Source organism: Streptomyces sp. NPDC029169, assembly GCF_055563935.1.
The window spans coordinates 98,554-121,349 of the sequence record NZ_JBVHXA010000007.1 but is presented as its reverse complement, the minus strand read 5'-3'; the positions used below and the strand labels follow the sequence as shown (position 1 = coordinate 121,349).

The window sequence follows — 22,796 nt, the reverse complement described above, 5'->3', positions numbered from 1 at the left end:
TCCCTCGCTTCCCACGGCCAACGCAGCACGAAATACGCCCTCCCAGAATCGTATCCATGGGGCGATCAGGGCGATACCGCACGCAGGCAAAGGGCGGGCCGTGTTCCGGCTCTCACCGGATCACGGCCCGCCCTGGGGACGTTGAGGTACCAGCCGAGGTCAGCCCTCGGCGTCTTCCTCGCTCTGCTCGGAGTTCCCCTGATCCATGACACGCCCCTCACCGGGCGCCAGGGTCGAGAGGATCCGGTCCAGATCCTCTATCGAGGCGAACTCGACGACGATCTTGCCCTTCTTCTGCCCCAGGTCGACCTTCACCCGCGTCTCGAAGCGGTCCGAGAGCCGCGAGGCCAGATCCGTCAGCGCCGGGGAGAGACGAGCCCCAGCCCGCGGACCCTTGGGCTTGGTCGTGGCGGTGGGCTCGGAGCCCATCAGCGTCACGATCTCCTCGACCGCACGCACCGACAGCCCCTCGGCCACGATCCGGTACGCCAGCTTGTCCTGCGTCTCCGGGTCCTCCACGGAGAGCAGAGCGCGCGCGTGACCGGCGGAGAGCACACCCGCGGCGACGCGACGCTGGACCGGAGGAGACAGACGCAGCAGACGCAGCGTGTTGGAGACCTGCGGGCGCGAGCGCCCGATCCGGTCGGCCAGCTGGTCGTGGGTGCAGTTGAAGTCCTTGAGCAACTGGTCGTAGGCGGCTGCCTCCTCCAGCGGGTTCAACTGCGCCCTGTGGAGGTTCTCCAGAAGCGCGTCCAGGAGAAGCTTCTCGTCCTCCGTCGCCCGGACGATCGCAGGGATGCGCTCCAGGCCGGCCTCTCGGCACGCCCTCCAGCGGCGCTCACCCATGATGAGTTCGTAGCGCTCGGCACCCAGCTGCCGTACGACGACGGGCTGAAGCAGACCGACCTCCTTGATGGAGGTGACCAGCTCGGCCAGGGCGTCCTCGTCGAAGACCTCACGCGGCTGCTTCGGGTTGGGCGTGATGAAGTCCAGCGGCAGCTCGGCGAAGTGCGCACCGGCCGGAGACTCCGCTTCCACCACGACATCGGCCTCGGCCACCGGCACCACGGAGTCCGGGGACTGCGGGCTCTGTGGAAGAGTCGCCACCTTCGCGGCAGCCACCCCACGGTCCGACGACAGCGCCGGCACGGCACCGGGAGAGGCGGACCCCGCCCCCACACCGACCGCAGGTACCTGTCGCTCCTGGGGAGCAGCGGGGATCAGGGCACCGAGCCCACGCCCCAACCCTCTACGTCGCTCACTCACTGGATCCCCTCCGACATGCTGTGCTGGCTGTTCTGCTGGCCCATGGGGGTGTGCTGCGGGTCGTAGTGGATACCGACACCCCGCAGCGCGATCTCACGGGCCGCCTCAAGGTACGACAGCGAACCACTGGAGCCCGGGTCGTACGTAAGGACGGTCTGTCCGTAGCTCGGCGCCTCGGAGATACGCACGGACCTCGGGATGCTGGTCCGCAGCACCTCCTCGCCGAAGTGGCTGCGCACCTCGTCGGCGACCTGCGAGGCAAGCCTCGTCCGGCCGTCGTACATGGTCAGGAGGATCGTCGAGACATGCAGCGTCGGGTTGAGATGCCCGCGCACCAGGTCGACGTTCCGCAGGAGCTGGCCCAGGCCCTCCAGCGCGTAGTACTCGCACTGGATCGGGATCAGCACCTCGGCCCCCGCCACCAGGGCGTTGACCGTCAGCAGCCCGAGCGAGGGCGGGCAGTCGATCAGGATGTAGTCCAGCGGCTGCTCATACGCCTGGATCGCCCGCTGAAGCCGGCTCTCCCGCGCCACCAGAGACACCAGCTCGATCTCCGCACCGGCGAGATCGATGGTGGCCGGGGCACAGAAGAGACCTTCGACGTCCCGGACTGGCTGCACCACGTCGGAGAGCGGCTTGCTCTCCACGAGGACGTCATAGATCGAGGGAACCTCGGCGTGGTGGTCGATACCCAGGGCCGTCGAAGCGTTGCCCTGCGGGTCGAGGTCGATGACCAGAACCCGGGCACCATGCAGGGCCAGGGAAGCAGCAAGGTTGACCGTCGTGGTCGTCTTGCCCACTCCACCCTTCTGGTTCGCCACCACCATGACGCGTGTCTGGGCAGGCCGGGGAAGACCCTCGCCGGCACGCCCCAGCGCCTCTACTGCCAGTTGGGCAGCACGACCAATGGGGGTGTCGTCCATCGGGGGCAGTGTTTCACGTGAAACATCCTCCCCCGCCGATTCGGTTCGGGGACCGGGGACCGGATCGGTCATCGGTCCCGCGATGTTGGCGTCGGACCGCAAGGATTCACTCTCCTCGGCTTCAGGCTCGCGATGAACAGAGCCTGCCATGCTTTCGGGGTCGTGAACCAGCGAGGCCCGTGGTTCTGTGGATGAATCCACCTCTGTGGACAATCCCATACCCCTCGCGAGTGGTTTCGCGAGGGGTTTGCGGTCCCGGGGCGTGGCAGCCGCGCGGCCGCGGCTGATGATCCCCTGCAGCAGTGAGCGACGTTTCACGTGAAACACGATGCACTCGCCGCCGACACAAGACCGCTCGACACTCCGAAATACGTACGTATAGCAACTTGTACGGATCAGTTACGCAGGGTTGACGGCTCAGAAGCGCCGCATTGACGCCTCAGCGGCGACGATGGGCCCTGCTGGGGCGAGCGGCCTTGGCCCGCTTCGCGGCGAACCTCACACCACCCGGACTCTCACCAACCTCCACCCGTACGACGGTCGACAGCGGGTCCACAATGCCCTCGCCGACCTGGAGCACCGAGGTCGCCACCACACCGAGCTTGGAGAGCGCGGCACGAGCGCCGTCGATCTCCTCCTCCGCGGTGTCGCCCTTGAGCGCCAGCATCTCTCCGTACGGACGCAGCAGCGGCACACCCCAGCCGGCCAGCCGGTCCAGCGGCGCCACGGCACGCGCGGTCACGACATGCACCGGAGGCAGCTTGCCGAGCATCTCCTCCGCGCGGCCGCGCACCACGGTCACATGATCCAGACCCAGCAGCTCCACGACCTCCTGAAGGAAGTTCGTACGCCGGAGCAGCGGCTCAAGGAGCGTGATCTTCAGGTCCGGGCGCACCAGAGCCAGCGGGATACCCGGCAGCCCGGCCCCCGAGCCGACATCGCACACGGTGACGCCCTCGGGCACCACCTCGGAGAGCACCGCACAGTTCAGCAGGTGCCGCTCCCACAGACGGGGAACCTCCCGCGGGCCGATCAGCCCGCGCTTGACACCCGCGTCCGCGAGGAGCTCCGCGTACCGGACAGCCTCCGGGAAGTACTCGCCGAATACCGTCCGCGCCTGTTCGGGCGCAGGGGGGAGCTCCGCTGCCTCCGTCACGGGAACCGTCCTTCCGCACCGCACACATAGGTGCGAGCGCACTGTGGTGGCTGACTATCAGGCTGACAAGATCGGCCCCGCCTGCGAGCAGACGGGGCCGACACTGCGAGAGGGGTCAGGCAGGGAGCACGACGACGAAGCGCTGCGGCTCCTCGCCCTCGGACTCGCTGCGCAGACCGGCGGCGGCGACCGCGTCGTGCACGACCTTGCGCTCGAACGGCGTCATCGGGTCCAGCTTGACCGGCGCACCGGTCGACTTCACCTCGGACGCGGCCTTCGCACCGATCTCGGCGAGCTCGGCACGCTTCTTGGCGCGGAACCCGGCGATGTCGAGCATGAGCCGGCTGCGGTCACCGGTTTCCCGGTGCACCGCCAGGCGAGTCAGCTCCTGGAGCGCCTCCAGCACCTCGCCGTCGCGGCCCACAAGCTTCTGCAGGTCACGACTGCTCGAGTCACTGACGATGGAGACCGCGGCCCGGTCCGCCTCGACGTCCATGTCGATGTCGCCGTCCAGGTCGGCGATGTCGAGCAGACCCTCGAGGTAGTCGGCCGCGATCTCACCCTCCTGCTCCAGGCGGGTCAGGGTGTCGCCACCCTCTGCGGCGGCGGAGGTGGTGCCTTCCGTCACGGATGGACTCCTTCTACTTCTTGGACGACGGGTGCTTCGGGCGCTGCTGGCCCTTGCGCTGACCGGACTTGGCCTGCCGGGAACCCCCGGAGTTGGCGCGGCTCGGCCGCCCGGGCTTCTCACCCTGGGCCGAGTCCTTGGCCGCGTCCTGCGGCTTCTCCAGCGAGGTCTTGGGCTCCTCGACGGCGTCACCGGAGCCGGCGGCCTCCTCGGCACCCTTGGCCGTGGAGTGGTGGGCAGCGGCCTGGCGCTTCGCCTTGGTCTGGCGCTTGGGCTGCTGACGCCTGACCGCGGCACCGCCCTCGGCCTCCGCGGCGACGGTCTCGCCCTTGATCACGGTGCCGTCGGCCTGGGCGACGAAGCCGGCCTTCGACAGACCCGCGAAGAAGCGGCGCTCGTTCTCGTTGCGGTCGGCTCCCTTGGCGACGATCGCCTTGACCACGTTCTTCCGGCGACGCCCACGGACCTCACCATGCGCCCCGACGCTCTTCAGCAGGCGCTGGAGGTAGGCGTCCTGGGCCTTGCTGCCCGGGGTGGGGTTCTGGTTGATCACGTACATCTGCTGGCCCATGGTCCACACGTTCGTGGTCAGCCAGTAGACGAGGACACCGACGGGGAAGTTGATACCCATGACGGCGAAGATCACCGGGAAGATGTACATGAGCATCTTCTGCTGCTGCATGTACGGCGTCTTCACCGAGAGGTCGACGTTCTTCATCATCAGCTGGCGCTGGGTGAAGAACTGCGAGGCCGACATCAGGATGATCATGATCGCGGTCACGATGCGGACATCGGTCAGGGAGGCGTTGAGCGCCTCGACCATCGCGGGGGTGTCCATGAACTTCGCGGCGATCGGAGCACCGAAGATATGGGCTTCGCGGGCGCTGTTGACCAGGTCCTGGTTGAGGACACCGATCTCCTTGCCATCGGCGATCTTGCTCAGTACGTGGTACAGAGCGAAGAAGAACGGCGACTGCGCCAGGATGGGAAGGCACGAGGAGAGCGGGTTGGTGCCCGTCTCCTTGTACAGCTTCATCATCTCTTCGGACTGACGCTGCTTGTCGCTCTTGTAGCGCTCCTGGATCGCCTTCATCTTCGGCTGGAGCGCCTGCATGTTCCGGGTCGACTTGATCTGCTTGACGAACAGCGGGATCAGACAGATCCGGATCAGCACCACCAGAGACACGATCGACAGGCCCCAGGCCCAGCCGGTGTCAGGACCGAAGATCGCCCCGTACAGCGAGTGGAACTGGACGATCACCCATGAGACGGGTGTGGTGATGAAGCTGAACAGACTGGCAATCGTGTCCACTAATCAGGCTCCTTGAGCATTGGGCGAGGTCTCTGCGGCCGGGCTCGTCTCGGCGGGGGACCCGCCCTTGTCGCCACGCAGGGCGTTCCGCAACAGTTCGTGCCAGCGAGGACGCTTGCGCGGAGGTACGTGGTCCACGCCGCCGGGCGACCACGGATTGCACCGCAGAATGCGCCAGGCGGTCAGGGCAGTGCCCTTGATCGCGCCATGCCGGTCGATGGCCGTGAATCCATAGTGGGAACACGACGGGTAGTACCGGCAGACGGGCCCGAGAAGCGGGCTGATCGTCCACTGGTACAGCTTGATGAGAGCCAGCAGCGGGTACTTCATCGCGCGCCCCCTCCCAGGAGCCGCTGAAGAGCGGCGTCGAGGTCTCGGGCCAGCTGTGCGTGATCGGCGTCGCCGGCTCCGGGCAACGCCCGTACGACCACCAGGCTACCGGGGGGCAGCTCGGACAGCCGTTCGCGGACGAGATGGCGCAGGCGTCGCTTCACCAGGTTGCGCACAACGGCGCCGCCCACGGCCTTGCTCACGACGAAACCCGCACGCGTCGGGGAAGCGCTCTCCCCAGGCGCGTGCGGGTCCGTTGCACCGCTGCGTAGGTGGACGACGAGGAGCGGGCGACCGGCCCGGCGCCCTCGGCGTACCGCGGTTGCGAAGTCCTCGCGCCGCCTCAGCCGATTTTCGGTAGGCAGCACGTCATGACCTGTTTAGGCGGATCAGGCGGACAGGCTCGAGCGACCCTTGGAACGGCGGTTCGCCAGGATGGCGCGGCCGGCACGCGTACGCATCCGCAGGCGGAAGCCGTGGGTCTTGGCGCGACGACGGTTGTTCGGCTGGAAGGTGCGCTTGCTCACTCGGGGGCTCCAGAAATGATTCGTAGATGGCGGGACATCGCCTGGCTGTCACCGTGCGCCCACGAGTAGCTCGCAATACGCCCGAGTGCACCGCTTCACGATCACAGACCGTGATCTTTGCCCATCGGAGGCAGGCGGCAGCAGCCATCGACAACTCGACCTGGTTACGGTACGCGCGGCTACGCCATCCGGTCAAACCGACCGATCACCGGGGTCCATTGTGCACAGGCTGTGGACAACAACTTGAACCTGGTCAGCCGCCGCGACTACCGTGGCTGGACTCCGCAATCTTTTTCCGTTCTGTCCTTACCTGTCCTGACGGACATCGACCCACCGTCCCGAGAACCACACATTCGTGGGACCTGCGAGGAAGCGTGCCCTGTGGCTGACGTACCTGCCGATCTTGCCGCAGTGTGGCCACGCGTGCTCGAGCAACTCCTCGGCGAAGGCCAACAGGGCATCGAGCCCAAGGACAAGCAGTGGATCGAACGCTGCCAGCCTCTCGCACTCGTCGCCGACACCGCGCTCCTCGCCGTCCCCAACGAATGGGGCAAGCGCGTCCTCGAAGGACGCCTCGCCCCGCTCATCAGCGAGACCCTCAGCCGCGAGTGCGGCCGCCCCATCCGGATCGCGATCACCGTCGACGACTCCGTCGGCGAGCCCACCCCCCTCGCACCCTCCGCCCAGCAGCCGCCCCGCTACGACGAGCGGCCGCCGGCGGACACGTACGAGAAGTACGACGGCTACGGCCACCGGCCCCTGCCGGACGACGGCCTGCCCACCGCACGCCCCGCCTACCCGGAATACCAGCAGCAGCGCCCCGACCCGGGCTCCTGGCCGCGCACCCAGGAAGACCTCTCCTGGCAGCAGCCCCGGCTCGGTTCGTTCCAGGAACGCGATCCGTACACGGGTCCGCGGCAGCAGCAGCCCCAGCAGCCGCGGTACGACGAGAGGCCGTCCGCCTACGACCAGCCGCAGCGGCCTGAGCGGGCCGAGCTGCCCGACGTGCCACGGCCCGGCGCCGGCCACGGCCCGCGCCCCGGCGGTCCCGGTGGGCACGGCGGTCCGGTGCAGGGTCCCGGGGGAGGACACACCGGCGCGGTCTCCGGACAGGGGTCCGGCTCCGGAGCACCCGGCGAGCAGCACGCACGCCTGAACCCCAAGTACCTCTTCGACACCTTCGTCATCGGCTCCTCGAACCGGTTCGCCCACGCCGCCGCCGTCGCGGTCGCCGAAGCACCGGCGAAGGCCTACAACCCGCTCTTCATCTACGGCGAGTCGGGCCTCGGCAAGACCCACCTGCTCCACGCCATCGGGCACTACGCGCGCAGCCTCTACCCCGGCACGCGCGTGCGGTACGTGAGCTCGGAGGAGTTCACCAACGAGTTCATCAACTCGATCCGCGACGGCAAGGGCGACACCTTCCGCAAGCGCTACCGCGACGTGGACATCCTCCTCGTCGACGACATCCAGTTCCTCGCGAGCAAGGAGTCGACGCAGGAGGAGTTCTTCCACACCTTCAACACGCTCCACAACGCCAACAAGCAGATCGTGCTCTCCTCGGACCGGCCGCCCAAGCAGCTGATGACCCTGGAGGACCGGCTCCGCAACCGCTTCGAGTGGGGCCTCACCACCGACGTGCAGCCGCCCGAGCTGGAGACGCGGATCGCGATCCTCCGCAAGAAGGCCGTACAGGAGCAGCTCAACGCCCCGCCGGAGGTGCTGGAGTTCATCGCCTCCCGCATCTCGCGGAACATCCGTGAGCTGGAGGGCGCCCTGATCCGGGTGACGGCCTTCGCCAGCCTCAACCGGCAGCCGGTGGACCTCGGGCTGACCGAGATCGTCCTCAAGGACCTGATCCCCGGCGGCGAGGACTCCGCCCCCGAGATCACGGCCGGCGCGATCATGGCGGCCACGGCCGACTACTTCGGCCTCACCGTCGAGGACCTCTGCGGGTCCTCCCGCAGCCGCGTCCTGGTGACAGCCCGGCAGATCGCCATGTACCTCTGCCGCGAACTCACCGACCTGTCCCTGCCGAAGATCGGCGCGCAGTTCGGCGGCCGCGACCACACCACCGTCATGCACGCCGACCGGAAGATCCGCGCGCTGATGGCCGAGCGGCGCTCCATCTACAACCAGGTCACCGAGCTCACCAACCGCATCAAGAACGGCTGAGAGAGCCGCTCGCACCCCCCGAAGGGCGCTCCGGGACACCTCCCGGGGCGCCCTTCGGCGTGTTCCGCACAGGGGTGCGCGGGTGGGGCTGTTCGATTTCTTGGGGGCCGTAGTGCGTTCTCCACAGATTGCGGGATGATCTTCCGTCCACAGGGTGGGGACTCTGCGAGTTATCCGGAGCCCCTCCATAGGCTGGGTGGGTGGGAGGGCAACACCGCAGGTCAGGTGGGTGTGGAATTGTTGGCAACCTTGATCCACAGCTTGTGGATGAATCTTTCGTCCACAGGGGGTGCCGTGAGTTGTCCACTGGCAACCCACAGGGGTGGGTCTGTTGCCCACACGTTCTCCACACCCCTGTCCACTGTTCGGCAACGAAACGCCCGGGGTCACCGCGTCGAGTGAAAGCGGTCACACCAAGGGGGACGGTTGGGCTGTGGGGAACATGGGTAAAGCTGGGGACAGCGCTGGGGAGAAGTCCCAGTGGCCTGTGTACCGGGTGTGCAGAACTTTCGGGTGTCCACAGAACTCCTGAGTTGTCCACTGGGTCCGCCCACAGGGTCGGTGGACAAAAAACGGGTGGTGACCTGCGCATATAGCGTTATCCACCGTTTCCACAGGCCCTACTACTACTCCCACATAGAGTTAGCCCGGAATCCGCTTCGAAGTGGGGCCTGTGCACAACTTGGGGTCGGCCGCTCCCTGGCCGCTTGTCGCGACTTGACCCCGAGCCGCACCGAGTGTCGGTGGCGTACGTCAGACTGGTTCCCGCAGTCGACGAAGAGCCAGCAACAGCAGGAGGCGGTTCCGGTGAAGATCCGGGTGGAGCGCGATGTACTCGCGGAGGCGGTGGCCTGGGTGGCCCGTAGCCTCCCGGCCCGTCCGCCGGCGCCCGTACTCGCGGGCCTTCTGCTGAAGGCCGAGGACGGCGCGCTGAGCTTCTCGAGCTTCGACTACGAGGTCTCGGCCCGTGTCTCGGTCGAGGCGGAGGTGGAGGAGGACGGCACCGTCCTGGTCTCCGGCCGCCTGCTCGCCGACATCTGCCGCGCCCTCCCCAACCGCCCCGTCGAGATCTCCACAGACGGTGTACGGGCGACCGTGGTCTGCGGCTCCTCCCGCTTCACCCTCCACACCCTGCCTGTGGAGGAGTACCCGGCGCTGCCGGAGATGCCCACCGCGACCGGCACCGTGCCCGGTGAGGTCTTCGCCTCCGCCGCGGCCCAGGTCGCCATCGCCGCCGGCCGTGACGACACGCTGCCGGTGCTGACCGGTGTGCGCATCGAGATCGAGGGCGACACGGTCACCCTGGCCTCCACCGACCGCTACCGCTTCGCGGTCCGCGAGTTCCTGTGGAAGCCGGAGTCCCCGGACGTCTCCGCGGTCGCCCTGGTGCCCGCGAAGACCCTGCTGGACACGGCCAAGGCGCTGACCAGCGGCGACACCGTCACCCTGGCGCTCTCGGGCTCCGGCAAGGGCGAGGGTCTGATCGGTTTCGAGGGCGCCGGCCGCCGCACTACCACGCGGCTGCTCGAGGGCGACCTGCCGAAGTACCGGACGCTCTTCCCCACCGAGTTCAACTCGGTCGCGGTGATCGAGACCGCCCCGTTCGTGGAGGCCGTCAAGCGTGTGGCCCTGGTGGCCGAGCGCAACACCCCGGTCCGGCTGAGCTTCGAGCAGGGCGTGCTGATCCTGGAGGCCGGTTCCAGCGATGACGCACAGGCTGTGGAGCGTGTGGACGCGCGGCTGGAGGGCGACGACATCTCGATCGCCTTCAACCCGACCTTCCTGCTGGACGGCCTGAGCGCGATCGACTCCCCGGTCGCCCAGCTCTCCTTCACCACCTCCACCAAGCCGGCGCTGCTGAGCGGCAAGCCGGCCGTGGACGCGGAGGCGGACGAGGCGTACAAGTACCTGATCATGCCGGTGCGGCTGAGCGGCTGACGCCGGGAGGACCGCTCTCGGGCGGCCGTCGACTGAGCGGCTGACCCCACAGGTGTGCACAAGGGGCCGGGCGTAGGCTCGGACCCGGGTAAACCGCACACAACGCTTAAGGAATCTCTGATGGAGCTCGGTCTCGTCGGTCTCGGCAAGATGGGCGGCAACATGCGTGAGCGCATCCGCCGCGCAGGCCACACCGTCATCGGATACGACCGCAACCCGGACCTCGCCGATGTCCACAGCCTGGAAGAGCTTGTGGGCAAGTTGAAGGGTCCGCGCGTCGTGTGGGTCATGGTTCCGGCGGGTGCCGCGACCCAGTCCACCATCGACGAGCTGGCGAATCTGCTGTCCCCCGGCGACATCGTCGTGGACGGCGGGAACTCCCGCTGGACCGACGACGAGAAGCACGCGGAGGAGCTCGCCGCCAAGGGCATCGGCTTCGTCGACTGCGGAGTCTCCGGTGGTGTGTGGGGCCTGGAGAACGGCTACGCGCTGATGTACGGCGGCGACGCCGAGCATGTGGCGCGGGTGCAGCCGGTCTTCGACGCGCTGAAGCCCGAGGGCGAGTTCGGTTCGGTGCACGCGGGCAAGGTCGGTGCCGGCCACTTCGCGAAGATGGTCCACAACGGCATCGAGTACGCGATGATGCAGGCGTACGCCGAGGGCTGGGAGCTCCTGGAGAAGGTCGACTCCGTCACGGACGTGCGCGAGGTCTTCCGCTCGTGGCAGGAGGGCACGGTCATCCGTTCCTGGCTGCTCGACCTGGCGGTCAACGCGCTGGACGAGGACGAGCACCTGGAGAAGCTCCGCGGTTACGCGCAGGACTCCGGTGAGGGACGCTGGACGGTGGAGGCCGCGATCGACAACGCGGTGCCGCTGCCGGCGATCACGGCGTCGCTGTTCGCGCGGTTCGCGTCGCGTCAGGACGACTCCCCGCAGATGAAGATGATCGCCGCGCTGCGCAACCAGTTCGGTGGCCACGCGGTCGAGTCCAAAAAGTAATCCACAGGCTGTGCACCCTGCGGTGCGCAGCAGCCGGGGGAAGGTCGGCGTACACCATGCATGTCACGCATCTGTCGCTGGCCGACTTCCGCTCCTACGCCCGGGTCGAGGTCCCGCTCGATCCGGGCGTCACCGCGTTCGTGGGCGCGAACGGTCAGGGGAAGACCAATCTGGTCGAGGCCGTGGGCTATCTCGCGACCCTGGGGAGCCATCGCGTCGCCTCGGACGCGCCGCTCGTACGGATGGGGGCTGACCGGGCGATCATCCGGGCCGCGGTCACCCAGGGCGAGCGCTCTCAGCTGGTCGAGCTCGAGCTGAACCCGGGGCGGGCGAACCGTGCGCGTATCAACAGGTCCTCGCAGGTCAGGCCGCGTGACGTGCTGGGGATCGTACGGACGGTGCTGTTCGCTCCGGAGGATCTGGCGCTGGTCAAGGGCGATCCCGGGGAGCGCCGGCGGTTCCTGGACGAGCTGATCACGGCGCGTGCGCCGCGTATGGCGGGTGTGCGTTCCGACTACGAGCGGGTGCTGAAGCAGCGCAATACCTTGTTGAAGTCGGCGGCGATGGCGCGGCGGCACGGCGGTCGTGGCATGGATCTGTCGACGCTGGACGTGTGGGACCAGCATCTGGCGCGGGCGGGTGCCGAGCTCCTTGCACAGCGGCTGGATCTGATCGGTGTGCTGCAGCCGCTGGCGGACAAGGCGTACGAGCAGCTGGCGCCGGGCGGTGGACCGATTCTGCTGGAGTACCGGCCGTCGGCGCCGGGGCCCGGGCATACGCGCGAGGAGCTGTACGAGCAGGTGATCGCCGCGCTGGCGGAGGTGCGCAAGCAGGAGATCGAGCGGGGTGTGACGCTGGTCGGTCCGCACCGGGACGAGCTGGTGCTCAAGCTGGGCGATCTGCCGGCGAAGGGGTACGCGAGTCACGGGGAGTCCTGGTCGTACGCGCTGGCGCTGCGGCTGGCCTCGTACGACCTGCTGCGGGCGGAGGGGAACGAGCCGGTACTGGTCCTGGACGACGTCTTCGCCGAGCTGGACGCGCGCCGGCGGGAGCGGCTCGCGGAGCTGGTGGCGCCGGGCGAGCAGGTGCTGGTGACGGCGGCGGTGGACGACGACGTGCCGGGGGTGCTGGCGGGGGCTCGGTACGGGGTCGCGGGGGGTTCGGTGGAGAGGCTGTGAGGGGCGTCGTGAGGGGCGCCATGAGGGGCGTGAGGTCGTGAGCGAGAACGAGAGTCCCCAGGGTGCCCCGGCCCCGAAGGCGCCCGAGCCGTCGGGTGTGGATCTCGCGCGGGTCGCGCTGCGCGCCGCCAAGGAGCAGGCGAAGGCGCGGGGCGCGGCGGCCCAGCAGAAGAAGCAGGCCCGGCGGGGTGGCGGGCTGCGGTCGGGCGCGCATGCCGACGGGCGGGACCCGATCGGCCTCGGCGCGGCGATCAACCGGCTCATCACCGAGCGCGGCTGGGAGACGCCGGCGGCGGTGGGCGGGGTCATGGGGCGCTGGCCGCAGATCGTGGGCGAGGACCTGGCGAAGCACTGCGTACCGCTGAAGTACGACGAGGACCCGGAGGAGCGGGTGCTGACCGTGCAGTGCGACTCGACGGCGTGGGCGACGCAGCTGAGGCTGTTGGCGCCGAGGCTGGTGGCGCGGCTGAACGAGGATCTGGGGCAGGGGACGGTGCGGGTGATCAAGGTCCTCGGGCCGTCCGCCGGGCCCCGGCGGGGGTACGGGCCGTTGAGGGCGCCCGGGTCCGTCGGGCCTGGGGATACGTACGGCTGACGTTGCCTGAGGGCCTCGGGCGCCCCGGGGTGCCGTGGTGCGGGGCCCTGGCGCGGGCAGCGCGTTCGTGGGCTGTGCCCACCCGTTCCGCCCTGCGGAACGATTGCCCACAGCTGGTAACAGCTCGAAGCGCTGGGTGGCCGTCAGAGCCCTTTGGAGCCCCTGCCTGGATATGGGGAGTCGTCTCGCTCCCGCTCAGGGCGGCACATGCGGACTCAGGTACCGGCAAACCCCCATTCGTGTCGGCGCTACCGGTAGACTGGTAGACAATCCCGCCACCCCGCGGAACATGTCGAACGACGCAGCCGCTCCCGTATGCCCGGAGAACGGCTTGTGCTGTGCCAGAAAGGGCGCTTCGTGGCCGATTCCGGCAACCCCAACGAGAACACTCCGTCCGCCAACGCTGCGTCGTACGACGCCAGCGCGATCACCGTGCTCGAGGGTCTGGACGCGGTCCGCAAGCGACCCGGCATGTACATCGGGTCGACCGGTGAGCGCGGCCTGCACCACATGGTGCAGGAGGTCGTCGACAACTCGGTCGACGAAGCCCTGGCCGGGCACGCGGACACCATCGATGTGACGATCCTCGCCGACGGCGGCGTGCGTGTCGTCGACAACGGCCGTGGCATCCCGGTGGGCATCGTTGCGTCCGAGGGCAAGCCGGCCGTCGAGGTCGTGCTGACAGTCCTCCACGCGGGCGGCAAGTTCGGCGGCGGCGGCTACGCGGTCTCCGGCGGTCTGCACGGCGTCGGCGTATCCGTCGTCAACGCCCTCTCCACGAAGGTCTCGGTGGAGATCAAGACCGACGGCCACCGCTGGACGCAGGACTACAAGCTGGGCGCCCCGACCGCGCCCCTCGCCAAGCACGAGGAGACCGACGAGACCGGCACCTCGGTCACGTTCTGGTCCGACCCGGACATCTTCGAGACGACCGAGTACTCCTTCGAGACGCTCTCGCGCCGTTTCCAGGAGATGGCCTTCCTGAACAAGGGCCTCACCATCACGCTCACCGACGAGCGCGAGTCCGCGAAGGCCACGGTCGGCGCCGACGACCCGGACGCCGAGGCCGCCGCCGAGCCGACCGCGCGCACGGTGAAGTACCACTACGAGGGCGGCATCGTCGACTTCGTGAAGTACCTCAACTCGCGCAAGGGCGATCTGATCCACCCGACCGTCATCGACGTCGAGGCCGAGGACAAGGAGCGGATGCTCTCGGTCGAGATCGCGATGCAGTGGAACTCGCAGTACAGCGAGGGCGTGTACTCCTTCGCGAACACGATCCACACCCATGAGGGCGGTACGCACGAGGAGGGCTTCCGGGCCGCGCTGACGGGTCTGGTGAACCGGTACGCGCGTGACAAGAAGCTGCTGCGCGAGAAGGACGACAACCTCACGGGTGAGGACATCCGCGAGGGTCTGACGGCGATCATCTCCATCAAGCTGGGCGAGCCGCAGTTCGAGGGCCAGACGAAGACCAAGCTGGGCAACACGGAGGCCAAGACCTTCGTGCAGAAGATCGTCCACGAGCACCTCAACGACTGGTTCGACCGGAACCCGGTCGAGGCCGCGGACATCATCCGTAAGTCGATCCAGGCGGCCACCGCGCGCGTGGCGGCCCGCAAGGCCCGTGACCTGACCCGCCGGAAGGGTCTGCTCGAGTCGGCGTCGCTGCCGGGCAAGCTGAGCGACTGCCAGTCGAACGACCCGACCAAGTGCGAGATCTTCATCGTCGAGGGTGACTCCGCCGGTGGCTCGGCGAAGTCCGGCCGTAACCCGATGTACCAGGCCATCCTGCCGATCCGCGGCAAGATCCTGAACGTCGAGAAGGCGCGGATCGACAAGATCCTGCAGAACACCGAGGTCCAGGCGCTGATCTCGGCCTTCGGCACCGGAGTCCACGAGGACTTCGACATCGAGAAGCTCCGCTATCACAAGATCATTCTGATGGCGGACGCCGACGTCGACGGCCAGCACATCAACACCCTGCTGCTGACCTTCCTCTTCCGCTTCATGCGTCCGCTGGTCGAGGCCGGGCACGTCTACCTCTCCCGCCCGCCGCTCTACAAGATCAAGTGGGGCCGGGACGACTTCGAGTACGCGTACTCGGACCGTGAGCGCGACGCGCTGGTCGAGCTGGGCAAGCAGAACGGCAAGCGGATCCGTGAGGACTCGATCCAGCGCTTCAAGGGTCTCGGTGAGATGAACGCCGAGGAGCTGCGCATCACGACCATGGACCAGGACCACCGTGTGCTCGGCCAGGTGACCCTGGACGACGCGGCGCAGGCCGACGATCTGTTCTCGGTGCTGATGGGTGAGGACGTCGAGGCGCGGCGCTCGTTCATCCAGCGCAACGCCAAGGACGTTCGCTTCCTCGACATCTGAGTCGGCCTCAGCTGACCGTACGAAAGGACTCGCGACCAGCAATGGCCGACGAAAACATCCCCGCCACCACCGAAGAAGAAGAGCCTGTCGCCCTGCGTGTCGAGCCCGTCGGGCTCGAGACGGAGATGCAGCGCTCCTACCTCGACTACGCGATGTCCGTCATCGTGTCGCGTGCGCTGCCCGACGTGCGGGACGGCCTGAAGCCGGTCCACCGCCGTGTGCTGTACGCGATGTACGACGGCGGCTACCGGCCCGAGAAGGGCTTCTACAAGTGCGCCCGCGTCGTCGGCGACGTCATGGGTACGTACCACCCGCACGGCGACACCTCGATCTACGACGCGCTGGTCCGCCTGGCCCAGCACTGGTCGATGCGCATGCCGCTGGTGGACTCCAACGGCAACTTCGGTTCCCCGGGCAACGACCCGGCCGCCGCCATGCGGTACACCGAGTGCAAGATGATGCCGCTGGCCATGGAGATGCTCCGGGACATCGACGAGGAGACCGTCGACTTCCAGGACAACTACGACGGCCGGAACCAGGAGCCGACGGTTCTGCCGGCGCGCTTCCCGAACCTGCTGGTCAACGGCTCGGCCGGTATCGCGGTCGGCATGGCGACCAACATTCCGCCGCACAACCTGCGCGAGGTCGCGGCCGGTGCCCAGTGGGCGCTGGAGCACCCGGAGGCCACGCACGAGGAGCTCCTCGACGCGCTCATCGAGCGGATCAAGGGCCCGGACTTCCCGACCGGTGCGCTGGTCGTGGGCCGCAAGGGCATCGAGGAGGCGTACCGCACCGGCCGTGGCTCGATCACGATGCGCGCGGTCGTCGAGGTGGAGGAGATCCAGAACCGCCAGTGCCTGGTGGTCACGGAGCTGCCGTACCAGGTGAACCCGGACAACCTCGCGCAGAAGATCGCCGACCTGGTGAAGGACGGCAAGATCGGCGGCATCGCCGACGTCCGCGACGAGACCTCGTCCCGTACCGGCCAGCGGCTCGTCATCGTGCTCAAGCGCGATGCCGTCGCCAAGGTCGTCCTCAACAACCTGTACAAGCACACCGACCTGCAGACGAACTTCGGCGCGAACATGCTGGCGCTCGTCGACGGTGTGCCGCGCACGCTCTCGCTGGACGCGTTCATCCGCCACTGGGTGACGCACCAGATCGAGGTCATCGTGCGCCGGACCCGCTTCCGGCTGCGCAAGGCCGAGGAGCGCGCCCACATCCTGCGCGGTCTGCTGAAGGCGCTGGACGCGATCGACGAGGTCATCGCGCTCATCCGGCGCAGCGACACGGTCGAGGTCGCGCGCGAGGGCCTGATGGGCCTCCTCCAGATCGACGAGATCCAGGCCAACGCCATCCTCGAGATGCAGCTGCGCCGGCTCGCCGCCCTGGAGCGGCAGAAGATCGTCGCGGAGCACGACGAGCTCCAGGCGAAGATCAACGAGTACAACGCGATCCTCGCGTCCGAGGAGCGGCAGCGGCAGATCGTCAGCGAGGAGCTGGCGCTGCTCGTCGAGAAGTTCGGCGACGACCGCCGCTCCAAGCTGGTGCCCTTCGACGGTGACATGTCCATCGAGGACCTGATCGCCGAGGAGGACATCGTCGTCACGATCACGCGTGGCGGTTATGTGAAGCGGACGAAGACCGAGGACTACCGCTCGCAGAAGCGCGGCGGCAAGGGTGTGCGCGGTACGAAGCTGAAGCAGGACGACATCGTCGACCACTTCTTCGTGTCCACGACCCATCACTGGCTGCTGTTCTTCACCAACAAGGGCCGGGTCTACCGGGCGAAGGCGTACGAGCTTCCGGACGCCGGCCGGGACGCGCGCGGCCAGCACGTCGCCAACCTGCTGGCCTTCCAGCCGGACGAGCAGATCGCCGAGATCCTGGCGATCCGCGACTACGAGGCCGCGCCGTACCTGGTGCTGGCCACGAAGGCCGGTCTGGTGAAGAAGACCGCGCTGAAGGACTACGACTCCCCGCGGGCGGGCGGTGTCATCGCGATCAACCTGCGGGAGACCGAGGACGGCAGCGACGACGAGCTGATCGGCGCCGAGCTGGTCTCGGCGGAGGACGATCTGCTGCTCATCAGCAAGAAGGCGCAGTCGATCCGGTTCACCGCGACGGACGACGCGCTGCGCCCGATGGGACGCGCCACGTCGGGCGTCAAGGGGATGAGTTTCCGCGAGGGCGACGAGCTGCTCTCGATGAATGTCGTCCGGCCGGGTACGTTCGTCTTCACCGCCACCGACGGTGGGTACGCGAAGCGGACCAACGTCGACGAGTACCGCGTCCAGGGTCGCGGTGGCCTCGGTATCAAGGCCGCCAAGATCGTGGAGGACCGTGGCTCGCTCGTGGGTGCGCTGGTGGTCGAGGAGACGGACGAGATCCTCGCCATCACGCTGTCCGGCGGTGTGATTCGTACGCGAGTCAACGAAGTCAGGGAGACCGGCCGTGACACCATGGGCGTCCAGCTGATCAACCTGGGCAAGCGCGATGCCGTCGTCGGCATCGCGCGGAACGCCGAGGCGGGCAGCGAGGCCGAAGAGGTCGTCGAGGCCGAGATCGGCGATGGCGTCGAAGCCGCGACCGCGGCCGAGGCAGCTGAGGGCAGCCAGCCCTCGGCCGGGGAGCACGAGGAGTAGAGCGTGAGTGGAGCCACGGGTGCCGGATCGGCGGCTGCCGGAGCTTCTGGCGGTGCTGGAGCGGACGGCGCCCGTGGTTCCGCCACGGACTCCCAGGGGGTTGCGGTGACGGACACTCGAGGGCCGAAGCCCTCGTACGAGACGTACAACGGGCCGCTGCCCGGCGAGCGCGCGGGCGCGCAGCAGCCGAGCGGGCCGTACCATCCGCCGCAGGCGTACGGCGCTCAGGCGCCGGCCGCCGGTCCGGCGGGCCGAGGGGGCGGTCAGAACACGGGTGCCGTGCGCGTGCCGCGTACCGGGGCACGTACCACGCCGCGTACGCGCAAGGCGCGGCTGCGGGTGGCCAAGGCCGACCCGTGGTCGGTGATGAAGGTGAGCTTCCTGCTCTCCATCGCGCTGGGCATCTGCACGGTCGTGGCCGCGTCGGTGCTGTGGATGGTCATGGACGCCATGGGCGTCTTCTCGACCGTGGGCGGCACGATCAGCGAGGCGACGGGCTCGAACGAGTCCAACGGCTTCGATCTGCAGTCGTTCCTGTCGCTTCCGCGGGTGCTGATGTTCACCTCGGTGATCGCCGTGATCGACGTGGTCCTGATGACCGCGCTGGCGACGCTGGGGGCGTTCATCTACAACCTGTCGGCCGGATTCGTGGGCGGTGTCGAGCTCACGCTGGCGGAGGACGAGTGACCTGCGGAGGGCCATCCGCGGTTTCGATCAGGGTCCTCCGGCCCCGGGCGATTTTGGGACTGGCCCCCACGTGCGCTAATCTTCAGGAGTCAGCGCGCGGGACACACACCGCAGAGCGCGGCGGGGCTATAGCTCAGTTGGTTAGAGCGCATCCCTGATAAGGATGAGGCCACAGGTTCAAATCCTGTTAGCCCCACCATCGACCTCGAGTAGGTCAGAGGCCCTGTAGAACCACTGGTTCTGCAGGGCCTTCTCCATATCCGGATCTTGCTACCCCGCTACTCCCCCGTCACTTACGTGACCGCCCCGGGCGAACGCGATGATCGGCTCGGATGGTTCACCCGTCCGGGCCGATTGCTTTTGTTGTCACCGGCCCGGCCTAGGTCACCGATCGGTATCGGTCGGTGTGTAGAGTGGGCGTCAGAAGTCTCCTACGTCAACGAAAGACGAGGTCGCGCGGTGAAGAAGCTTCTCCTGGTCGCACTGGCCGCCATCGGCGGGCTCCTCGTGTACCGCCAGATCCAGGCGGATCGCGCCGAGCAGGATCTGTGGACGGAGGCGACCGACTCCGTGCCCGCAGGTTCGGGTGTCTGAGTCGCAGATTGTCTGAGGGTGGAGCCCTGGCCGCGTTCGAGCGGCCGGGGCTCCACGCCGTTCTGGGCCCGGCTGCCAGGGCTTCCGGGCCCTGTTTCAGGACCGTGACGTAATCCCCTTGAGTTCACCTGAGCAAATCACTAGGTTGCTAACGCAAAGTTGAGTGATCGCGGTCAAGGGGGCAGTCACATGAGAGTGCGACGAACAGCGGCCGGGTGCGTGGTGGGGGCATTGCTCGCCCTGCTGCTCGTGCCGGCGCAGGGGGCGGCCGCGGCCGACGGGGAGGCGGCCGGCGGCGGGAGCCTGGTGATGGTGCTGGACTCCTCGGGTTCCATGGGCGACGACGACGGCTCGGGGCGTACGAGGATGGAAGCGGCCCGCACGGCCGTCGGCACCGTCGTGGACGGCCTCCCGGACGGGCATCCCACCGGCCTTCGGGTCTACGGCGCCGACCGGCCCAAGGGCTGCACGGACACCCGGCTCGTCCAGCCGGTCGCACCGCTGGACCGGGCCGGGCTCAAGGCAGCCGTCGCGGCCCTGAAGCCCACCGGGGACACCCCGATCGGGCTCTCCCTCCAGAAGGCCGCCCAGGACCTTCCCACGCCCACGGGCGGGACGATCGGGACCCGTACGATCCTGCTGATCTCCGACGGCGAGGACACCTGCGGCGACCCCAAGCCCTGCGAGGTCGCCGCGCAGCTCGCCAAGGAAGGCATCGGGCTGCGGATCGACACCGTCGGCTTCCAGGTGAAGGGCGCCGCGCGGGGGCAGTTGGAGTGCATCGCCGAGGCGGGCAACGGCCGTTACTACGACGCTCCGGACGCCGACGCGCTGGCCCGGCAGCTCCAGCGGGCCGCTCAGCTCTCGGCCGACGGCTACCGGCTGCGGGGCGAGCGGGTCGCCGGCACCCCGACGAGCGACCAGGCGCCCGTACTCGTACCGGGGCAGTATCTGGACAGCATCGGGCCCGGTGAGAAGCGGTACTACGCGGCCGACCTGGACGACGTCTCCACGGTGAACCTCTCGGCGACGGCCGTGCCGCAGCACGGAGCGGCCGTGGACACCGTCGACAAGCTGACCACCAGCCTCGTCTACGCCTCGGTCAGCGGTGAGGGCACCTGCGTGACCAACAGCGAGATCTTCCACCAGGACGAGGGCGCCGTCCCGCTGACCTCCGCCGTCTCCCGTATCCCGACCGAGAAGCGGTACTCGACCTGCGACAAGGCGGGCCGCTACTGGTTCGTCGTCGAGCGCACGAGCAAGCCCGCGTCCGACGCGGCCCGCTGGCCGCTGGAGCTGGTCCTCGGCGCCGAGACACCGCTCCCGGCCGGGGTGACCGCGGCGCAGTCGCGGCCGGAGTACGGCGCCGGCGGCAAGGACGCCGTCCTGCCGACCGGCGACCCCAGGGACGTCCGCGGCGGGACCGGCTTCAACGACGCGCGGGAGCTCGGGCCGGGCGTGTGGCGCGACCGTGTGCTGCCCTCGCAGACGCTCTGGTACAAGGTGCCGGTCGGCTGGGGCCAGCAGCTGCGCTACGACGTCGAGTTCGCCAACGAGCCGACGGTCAGGGGACGGTCCTCGTCCGTGATGTCGTACGGGGCCACCGAGGTCTACACCCCGGCCCGTCATCCGGTCGGCGGCGGAACGGGCATGTTCAACTCCCAGGTCGTCTACGACGGGCACCCCACCGCGCTGAAGATGGGCACGGTGCCGGTCGCCTGGACCAACCGGTACGAGAGCAACCCCAACGTCGTCCCGGTGCACACCCCGGGCGGTTTCTACATCGCCGTCACCCTGGGCGCGGAGTCCGCCGAGATCGCCGAGAACCCGCAGATCGCGGTGGTGCTGCGGGTCGCGGTCCTCGGCGAGGAGCTGTCCGGGCCCGAGCACAACGCGGCCCCTGCCAAGGGAAATGCCGACAAGCAGGGGGAAACCACCGCCCGCGCAGACAGCGGAGGGACGGGCGGGGCAGGATGGACCGTCATCGAGGTCGCCGGCATCGGCGGCGGAGCGGTCGTACTCGTCGCGGGGGCGGTGTTCGCCCTGGTGCGGGTACGGGGCAGAGCGGCTACGGACACGACGAGGAGAGGCGCGTGAAGACGCAGCGCGGGCGGGGCGGGCTCCGCACGGGACGGGTGGCCGGGGCGCTGGCCGCGGCGGTGTTCATGGCCGCCGCGTTGCCGGGACAGGCCTGGGCGGCCGGTGAGAGCCCGTACGCCTTCGACCCCGGCACCCAGCGGATCAAGGGTGCCGCCTCCAGCCTGGACGCCCAGCAGTTGAAGGCCGGTCAGTCCTACCGGGACACCATCAAGAAGGACGGCAAGCTCTACTACCGGGTCGATCTCGACGACAAGCAGAACGCGTACGTGTCGGTGGTCGCCGTGCCGCCGCCCGGGGGCAAGGCCGACTACGGCGACGGCATCGAGATCAGTGTGCAGGACGGTTCCGGCTCGCAGTGCAGCTCGGAGGACGCGAACTTCGGGGCGGCGGACTACACCCGGCCGATCGCCGCCTACGCGTCGCGGAGGATCGAGGCCGACAGCAGCACCTGCCAGCGGGCCGGCGCGTACTACGTACTGGTCGAGCGGACCACCAAGGCCACCTCCACTCCCGACGACTGGGAGCTGGAGATCCGCCACCTCACCGAGCCCGCCCTCAAGTCGGCCGGCCCGACCGAGGCGCCCGAGAGCTGGCCCTCCGCCTCGCCGCCGCCGCCCGCCGGCGGTCCGCAGCCGCGTGCGGGCGGCACCGGCTTCTACGACGCCACCAGCCTGAAGCAGGGCGAATGGCGGGACAACATCAAGCCGGGGCAGACGCTCTTCTACCGGGTGCCGGTCGACTGGGGGCAGCAGATCTTCGCCACCGCCGAGCTCGGCAGCAGCCCCACGGGCGACACGTACCTCGGCAACGCGCTGGCGATGTCGTTGCACAACCCGGCCCGCGGATTCGTCGACTCCAACACGGTCGCGTACGACGGGAAGCAGGCGACGCTCGCACTGGACCCGCAGCCGCCGGTCGCGTACGAGAACCGCTACGAGTCCGACAGTTCCACCAGCGCGATGCGGTTCGCCGGCTGGTACTACCTGAAGGCCACGCTCAGCCCGGAGGTCGCCAAGGGGTACGGCGACAAGCCGATGCCGCTGACCCTGCGGGTGAACGTCACGGGCACGTCGCAGGCGGGGCCCGCGTACGCCGGGGACGCCGGGCCGTTCAAGGTCACCGACGACGACCGGGACGCCGCCGCCAGCGGCGCGAGCGGGTCCGAGGCGCAGAAGAGCGACAGCATGGCCCTGGTCGCGGCGGCCGGGATCGGCGCCGGGACGGTGCTGATCGTCGGGCTCGGCCTGTGGATGTTCGCCGGGCGACGGCGGGCGGCGCGGGACGCGGCGCAGGGCGGCTCGCAGGGCTCGCAGTTCGGGCCGCCGACGGGCGGGCCGCCGCAGGGCTGGTAGTGGCCCGGC

The 22,796-nt window shown here is 68.7% G+C and carries 19 protein-coding genes and 1 tRNA gene; 12 read left to right on the top strand and 8 right to left on the bottom strand.

The annotated features are described in order from the left end of the window. Nucleotides 1-159: 159 nt before the first annotated feature. The 8 genes from ACZ4VI_RS15600 to rpmH all read right to left on the bottom strand — a co-directional run bounded on the left by ACZ4VI_RS15600 (nucleotide 160) and on the right by rpmH (nucleotide 6,142). A complete protein-coding gene (locus ACZ4VI_RS15600; RefSeq protein WP_467999746.1) occupies nucleotides 160-1,266 on the bottom strand; it encodes a ParB/RepB/Spo0J family partition protein in 1,107 nt (368 codons plus the stop codon). Then, nucleotides 1,263-2,339: a ParA family protein gene (locus tag ACZ4VI_RS15595; protein WP_467999978.1), complete on the bottom strand. Its 1,077-nt coding sequence runs from the start codon at nucleotides 2,337-2,339 to the stop codon at nucleotides 1,263-1,265. The genes ACZ4VI_RS15600 and ACZ4VI_RS15595 overlap by 4 nt, the downstream gene beginning before the upstream one ends. A gap of 289 nt (nucleotides 2,340-2,628) precedes the next feature. Next, nucleotides 2,629-3,345 (bottom strand): 16S rRNA (guanine(527)-N(7))-methyltransferase RsmG, encoded by a 717-nt coding sequence (rsmG, locus tag ACZ4VI_RS15590; protein ID WP_467999745.1) that lies wholly within the window; start codon nucleotides 3,343-3,345, stop codon nucleotides 2,629-2,631. 115 nt (nucleotides 3,346-3,460) lie between these two features. Continuing rightward, nucleotides 3,461-3,973 carry a Jag family protein gene (locus tag ACZ4VI_RS15585; RefSeq protein ID WP_467999744.1) on the bottom strand — a complete coding sequence of 171 codons (513 nt, stop codon included), beginning with the start codon at nucleotides 3,971-3,973 and terminating at the stop codon, nucleotides 3,461-3,463. 13 nt (nucleotides 3,974-3,986) lie between these two features. Further along, on the bottom strand, nucleotides 3,987-5,285 hold the full coding sequence (yidC, locus tag ACZ4VI_RS15580; protein WP_467999743.1) for a membrane protein insertase YidC: 1,299 nt from the start codon (nucleotides 5,283-5,285) through the stop codon (nucleotides 3,987-3,989). Nucleotides 5,286-5,288: 3 nt separating this feature from the next. Continuing rightward, a complete protein-coding gene (yidD, locus tag ACZ4VI_RS15575) occupies nucleotides 5,289-5,615 on the bottom strand; it encodes a membrane protein insertion efficiency factor YidD (protein WP_352187225.1) in 327 nt (108 codons plus the stop codon). Then, nucleotides 5,612-5,983 carry a ribonuclease P protein component gene (rnpA, locus tag ACZ4VI_RS15570; RefSeq protein WP_467999742.1) on the bottom strand — a complete coding sequence of 124 codons (372 nt, stop codon included), beginning with the start codon at nucleotides 5,981-5,983 and terminating at the stop codon, nucleotides 5,612-5,614. The genes yidD and rnpA overlap by 4 nt, the downstream gene beginning before the upstream one ends. Before the next feature lie 21 nt (nucleotides 5,984-6,004). Continuing rightward, a complete protein-coding gene (gene rpmH, locus ACZ4VI_RS15565) occupies nucleotides 6,005-6,142 on the bottom strand; it encodes a 50S ribosomal protein L34 (protein ID WP_060891143.1) in 138 nt (45 codons plus the stop codon). Nucleotides 6,143-6,523: 381 nt separating this feature from the next. On the opposite strand from rpmH, the gene dnaA reads away from it, so the two are divergent. The 12 genes from dnaA to ACZ4VI_RS15505 all read left to right on the top strand — a co-directional run bounded on the left by dnaA (nucleotide 6,524) and on the right by ACZ4VI_RS15505 (nucleotide 22,787). Further along, complete coding sequence (gene dnaA / locus ACZ4VI_RS15560) at nucleotides 6,524-8,317, top strand: chromosomal replication initiator protein DnaA (RefSeq protein WP_467999741.1); 1,794 nt, start codon at nucleotides 6,524-6,526, stop codon at nucleotides 8,315-8,317. An 807-nt stretch (nucleotides 8,318-9,124) separates the two neighbouring features. Next, entirely contained in the window at nucleotides 9,125-10,255 is a 1,131-nt protein-coding gene (gene dnaN / locus ACZ4VI_RS15555) for a DNA polymerase III subunit beta (protein ID WP_467999740.1), read from the top strand. Nucleotides 10,256-10,375: 120 nt separating this feature from the next. After that, nucleotides 10,376-11,254 carry a phosphogluconate dehydrogenase (NAD(+)-dependent, decarboxylating) gene (gnd, locus tag ACZ4VI_RS15550; protein ID WP_467999739.1) on the top strand — a complete coding sequence of 293 codons (879 nt, stop codon included), beginning with the start codon at nucleotides 10,376-10,378 and terminating at the stop codon, nucleotides 11,252-11,254. Between the two features lie 56 nt (nucleotides 11,255-11,310). Further along, the gene (gene recF, locus ACZ4VI_RS15545) at nucleotides 11,311-12,432 is read left to right on the top strand and encodes a DNA replication/repair protein RecF (protein WP_467999738.1); all 1,122 of its coding nucleotides are present in this window, start codon (nucleotides 11,311-11,313) and stop codon (nucleotides 12,430-12,432) included. 37 nt (nucleotides 12,433-12,469) lie between these two features. Then, nucleotides 12,470-13,027: a DciA family protein gene (locus tag ACZ4VI_RS15540; RefSeq protein WP_467999737.1), complete on the top strand. Its 558-nt coding sequence runs from the start codon at nucleotides 12,470-12,472 to the stop codon at nucleotides 13,025-13,027. Between the two features lie 333 nt (nucleotides 13,028-13,360). Continuing rightward, nucleotides 13,361-15,409 (top strand): DNA topoisomerase (ATP-hydrolyzing) subunit B, encoded by a 2,049-nt coding sequence (gyrB, locus tag ACZ4VI_RS15535; RefSeq protein WP_467999736.1) that lies wholly within the window; start codon nucleotides 13,361-13,363, stop codon nucleotides 15,407-15,409. 41 nt (nucleotides 15,410-15,450) lie between these two features. Beyond that, a complete protein-coding gene (gene gyrA, locus ACZ4VI_RS15530) occupies nucleotides 15,451-18,054 on the top strand; it encodes a DNA gyrase subunit A (RefSeq protein ID WP_467999735.1) in 2,604 nt (867 codons plus the stop codon). Between the two features lie 105 nt (nucleotides 18,055-18,159). Beyond that, nucleotides 18,160-18,741, top strand: a complete 582-nt coding sequence (locus ACZ4VI_RS15525; protein WP_467999734.1) for a DUF3566 domain-containing protein — start codon at nucleotides 18,160-18,162, stop codon at nucleotides 18,739-18,741. Between the two features lie 122 nt (nucleotides 18,742-18,863). Beyond that, nucleotides 18,864-18,940, top strand: a tRNA-Ile gene (locus tag ACZ4VI_RS15520). Nucleotides 18,941-19,200: 260 nt separating this feature from the next. Further along, nucleotides 19,201-19,335 (top strand): DLW-39 family protein, encoded by a 135-nt coding sequence (locus ACZ4VI_RS15515; RefSeq protein ID WP_003958712.1) that lies wholly within the window; start codon nucleotides 19,201-19,203, stop codon nucleotides 19,333-19,335. A 189-nt stretch (nucleotides 19,336-19,524) separates the two neighbouring features. Next, a complete protein-coding gene (locus ACZ4VI_RS15510) occupies nucleotides 19,525-21,432 on the top strand; it encodes a vWA domain-containing protein (RefSeq protein WP_467999733.1) in 1,908 nt (635 codons plus the stop codon). Beyond that, a complete protein-coding gene (locus tag ACZ4VI_RS15505; RefSeq protein WP_467999732.1) occupies nucleotides 21,429-22,787 on the top strand; it encodes a hypothetical protein in 1,359 nt (452 codons plus the stop codon). Before ACZ4VI_RS15510 ends, ACZ4VI_RS15505 begins: the two co-directional genes overlap by 4 nt. The last annotated feature ends 9 nt before the right edge of the window (nucleotides 22,788-22,796 follow it).

Coding starts and splice junctions, on each gene's coding strand:
- yidD (WP_352187225.1), bottom strand. CDS start 5,615: ATGAAGTACCCGCTGCTGGCTCTCATCAAGCTGTACCAGTGGACGATC.
- ACZ4VI_RS15595 (WP_467999978.1), bottom strand. CDS start 2,339: ATGGCAGGCTCTGTTCATCGCGAGCCTGAAGCCGAGGAGAGTGAATCC.
- gyrA (WP_467999735.1), top strand. CDS start 15,451: ATGGCCGACGAAAACATCCCCGCCACCACCGAAGAAGAAGAGCCTGTC.
- recF (WP_467999738.1), top strand. CDS start 11,311: ATGCATGTCACGCATCTGTCGCTGGCCGACTTCCGCTCCTACGCCCGG.
- gnd (WP_467999739.1), top strand. CDS start 10,376: ATGGAGCTCGGTCTCGTCGGTCTCGGCAAGATGGGCGGCAACATGCGT.
- ACZ4VI_RS15510 (WP_467999733.1), top strand. CDS start 19,525: ATGAGAGTGCGACGAACAGCGGCCGGGTGCGTGGTGGGGGCATTGCTC.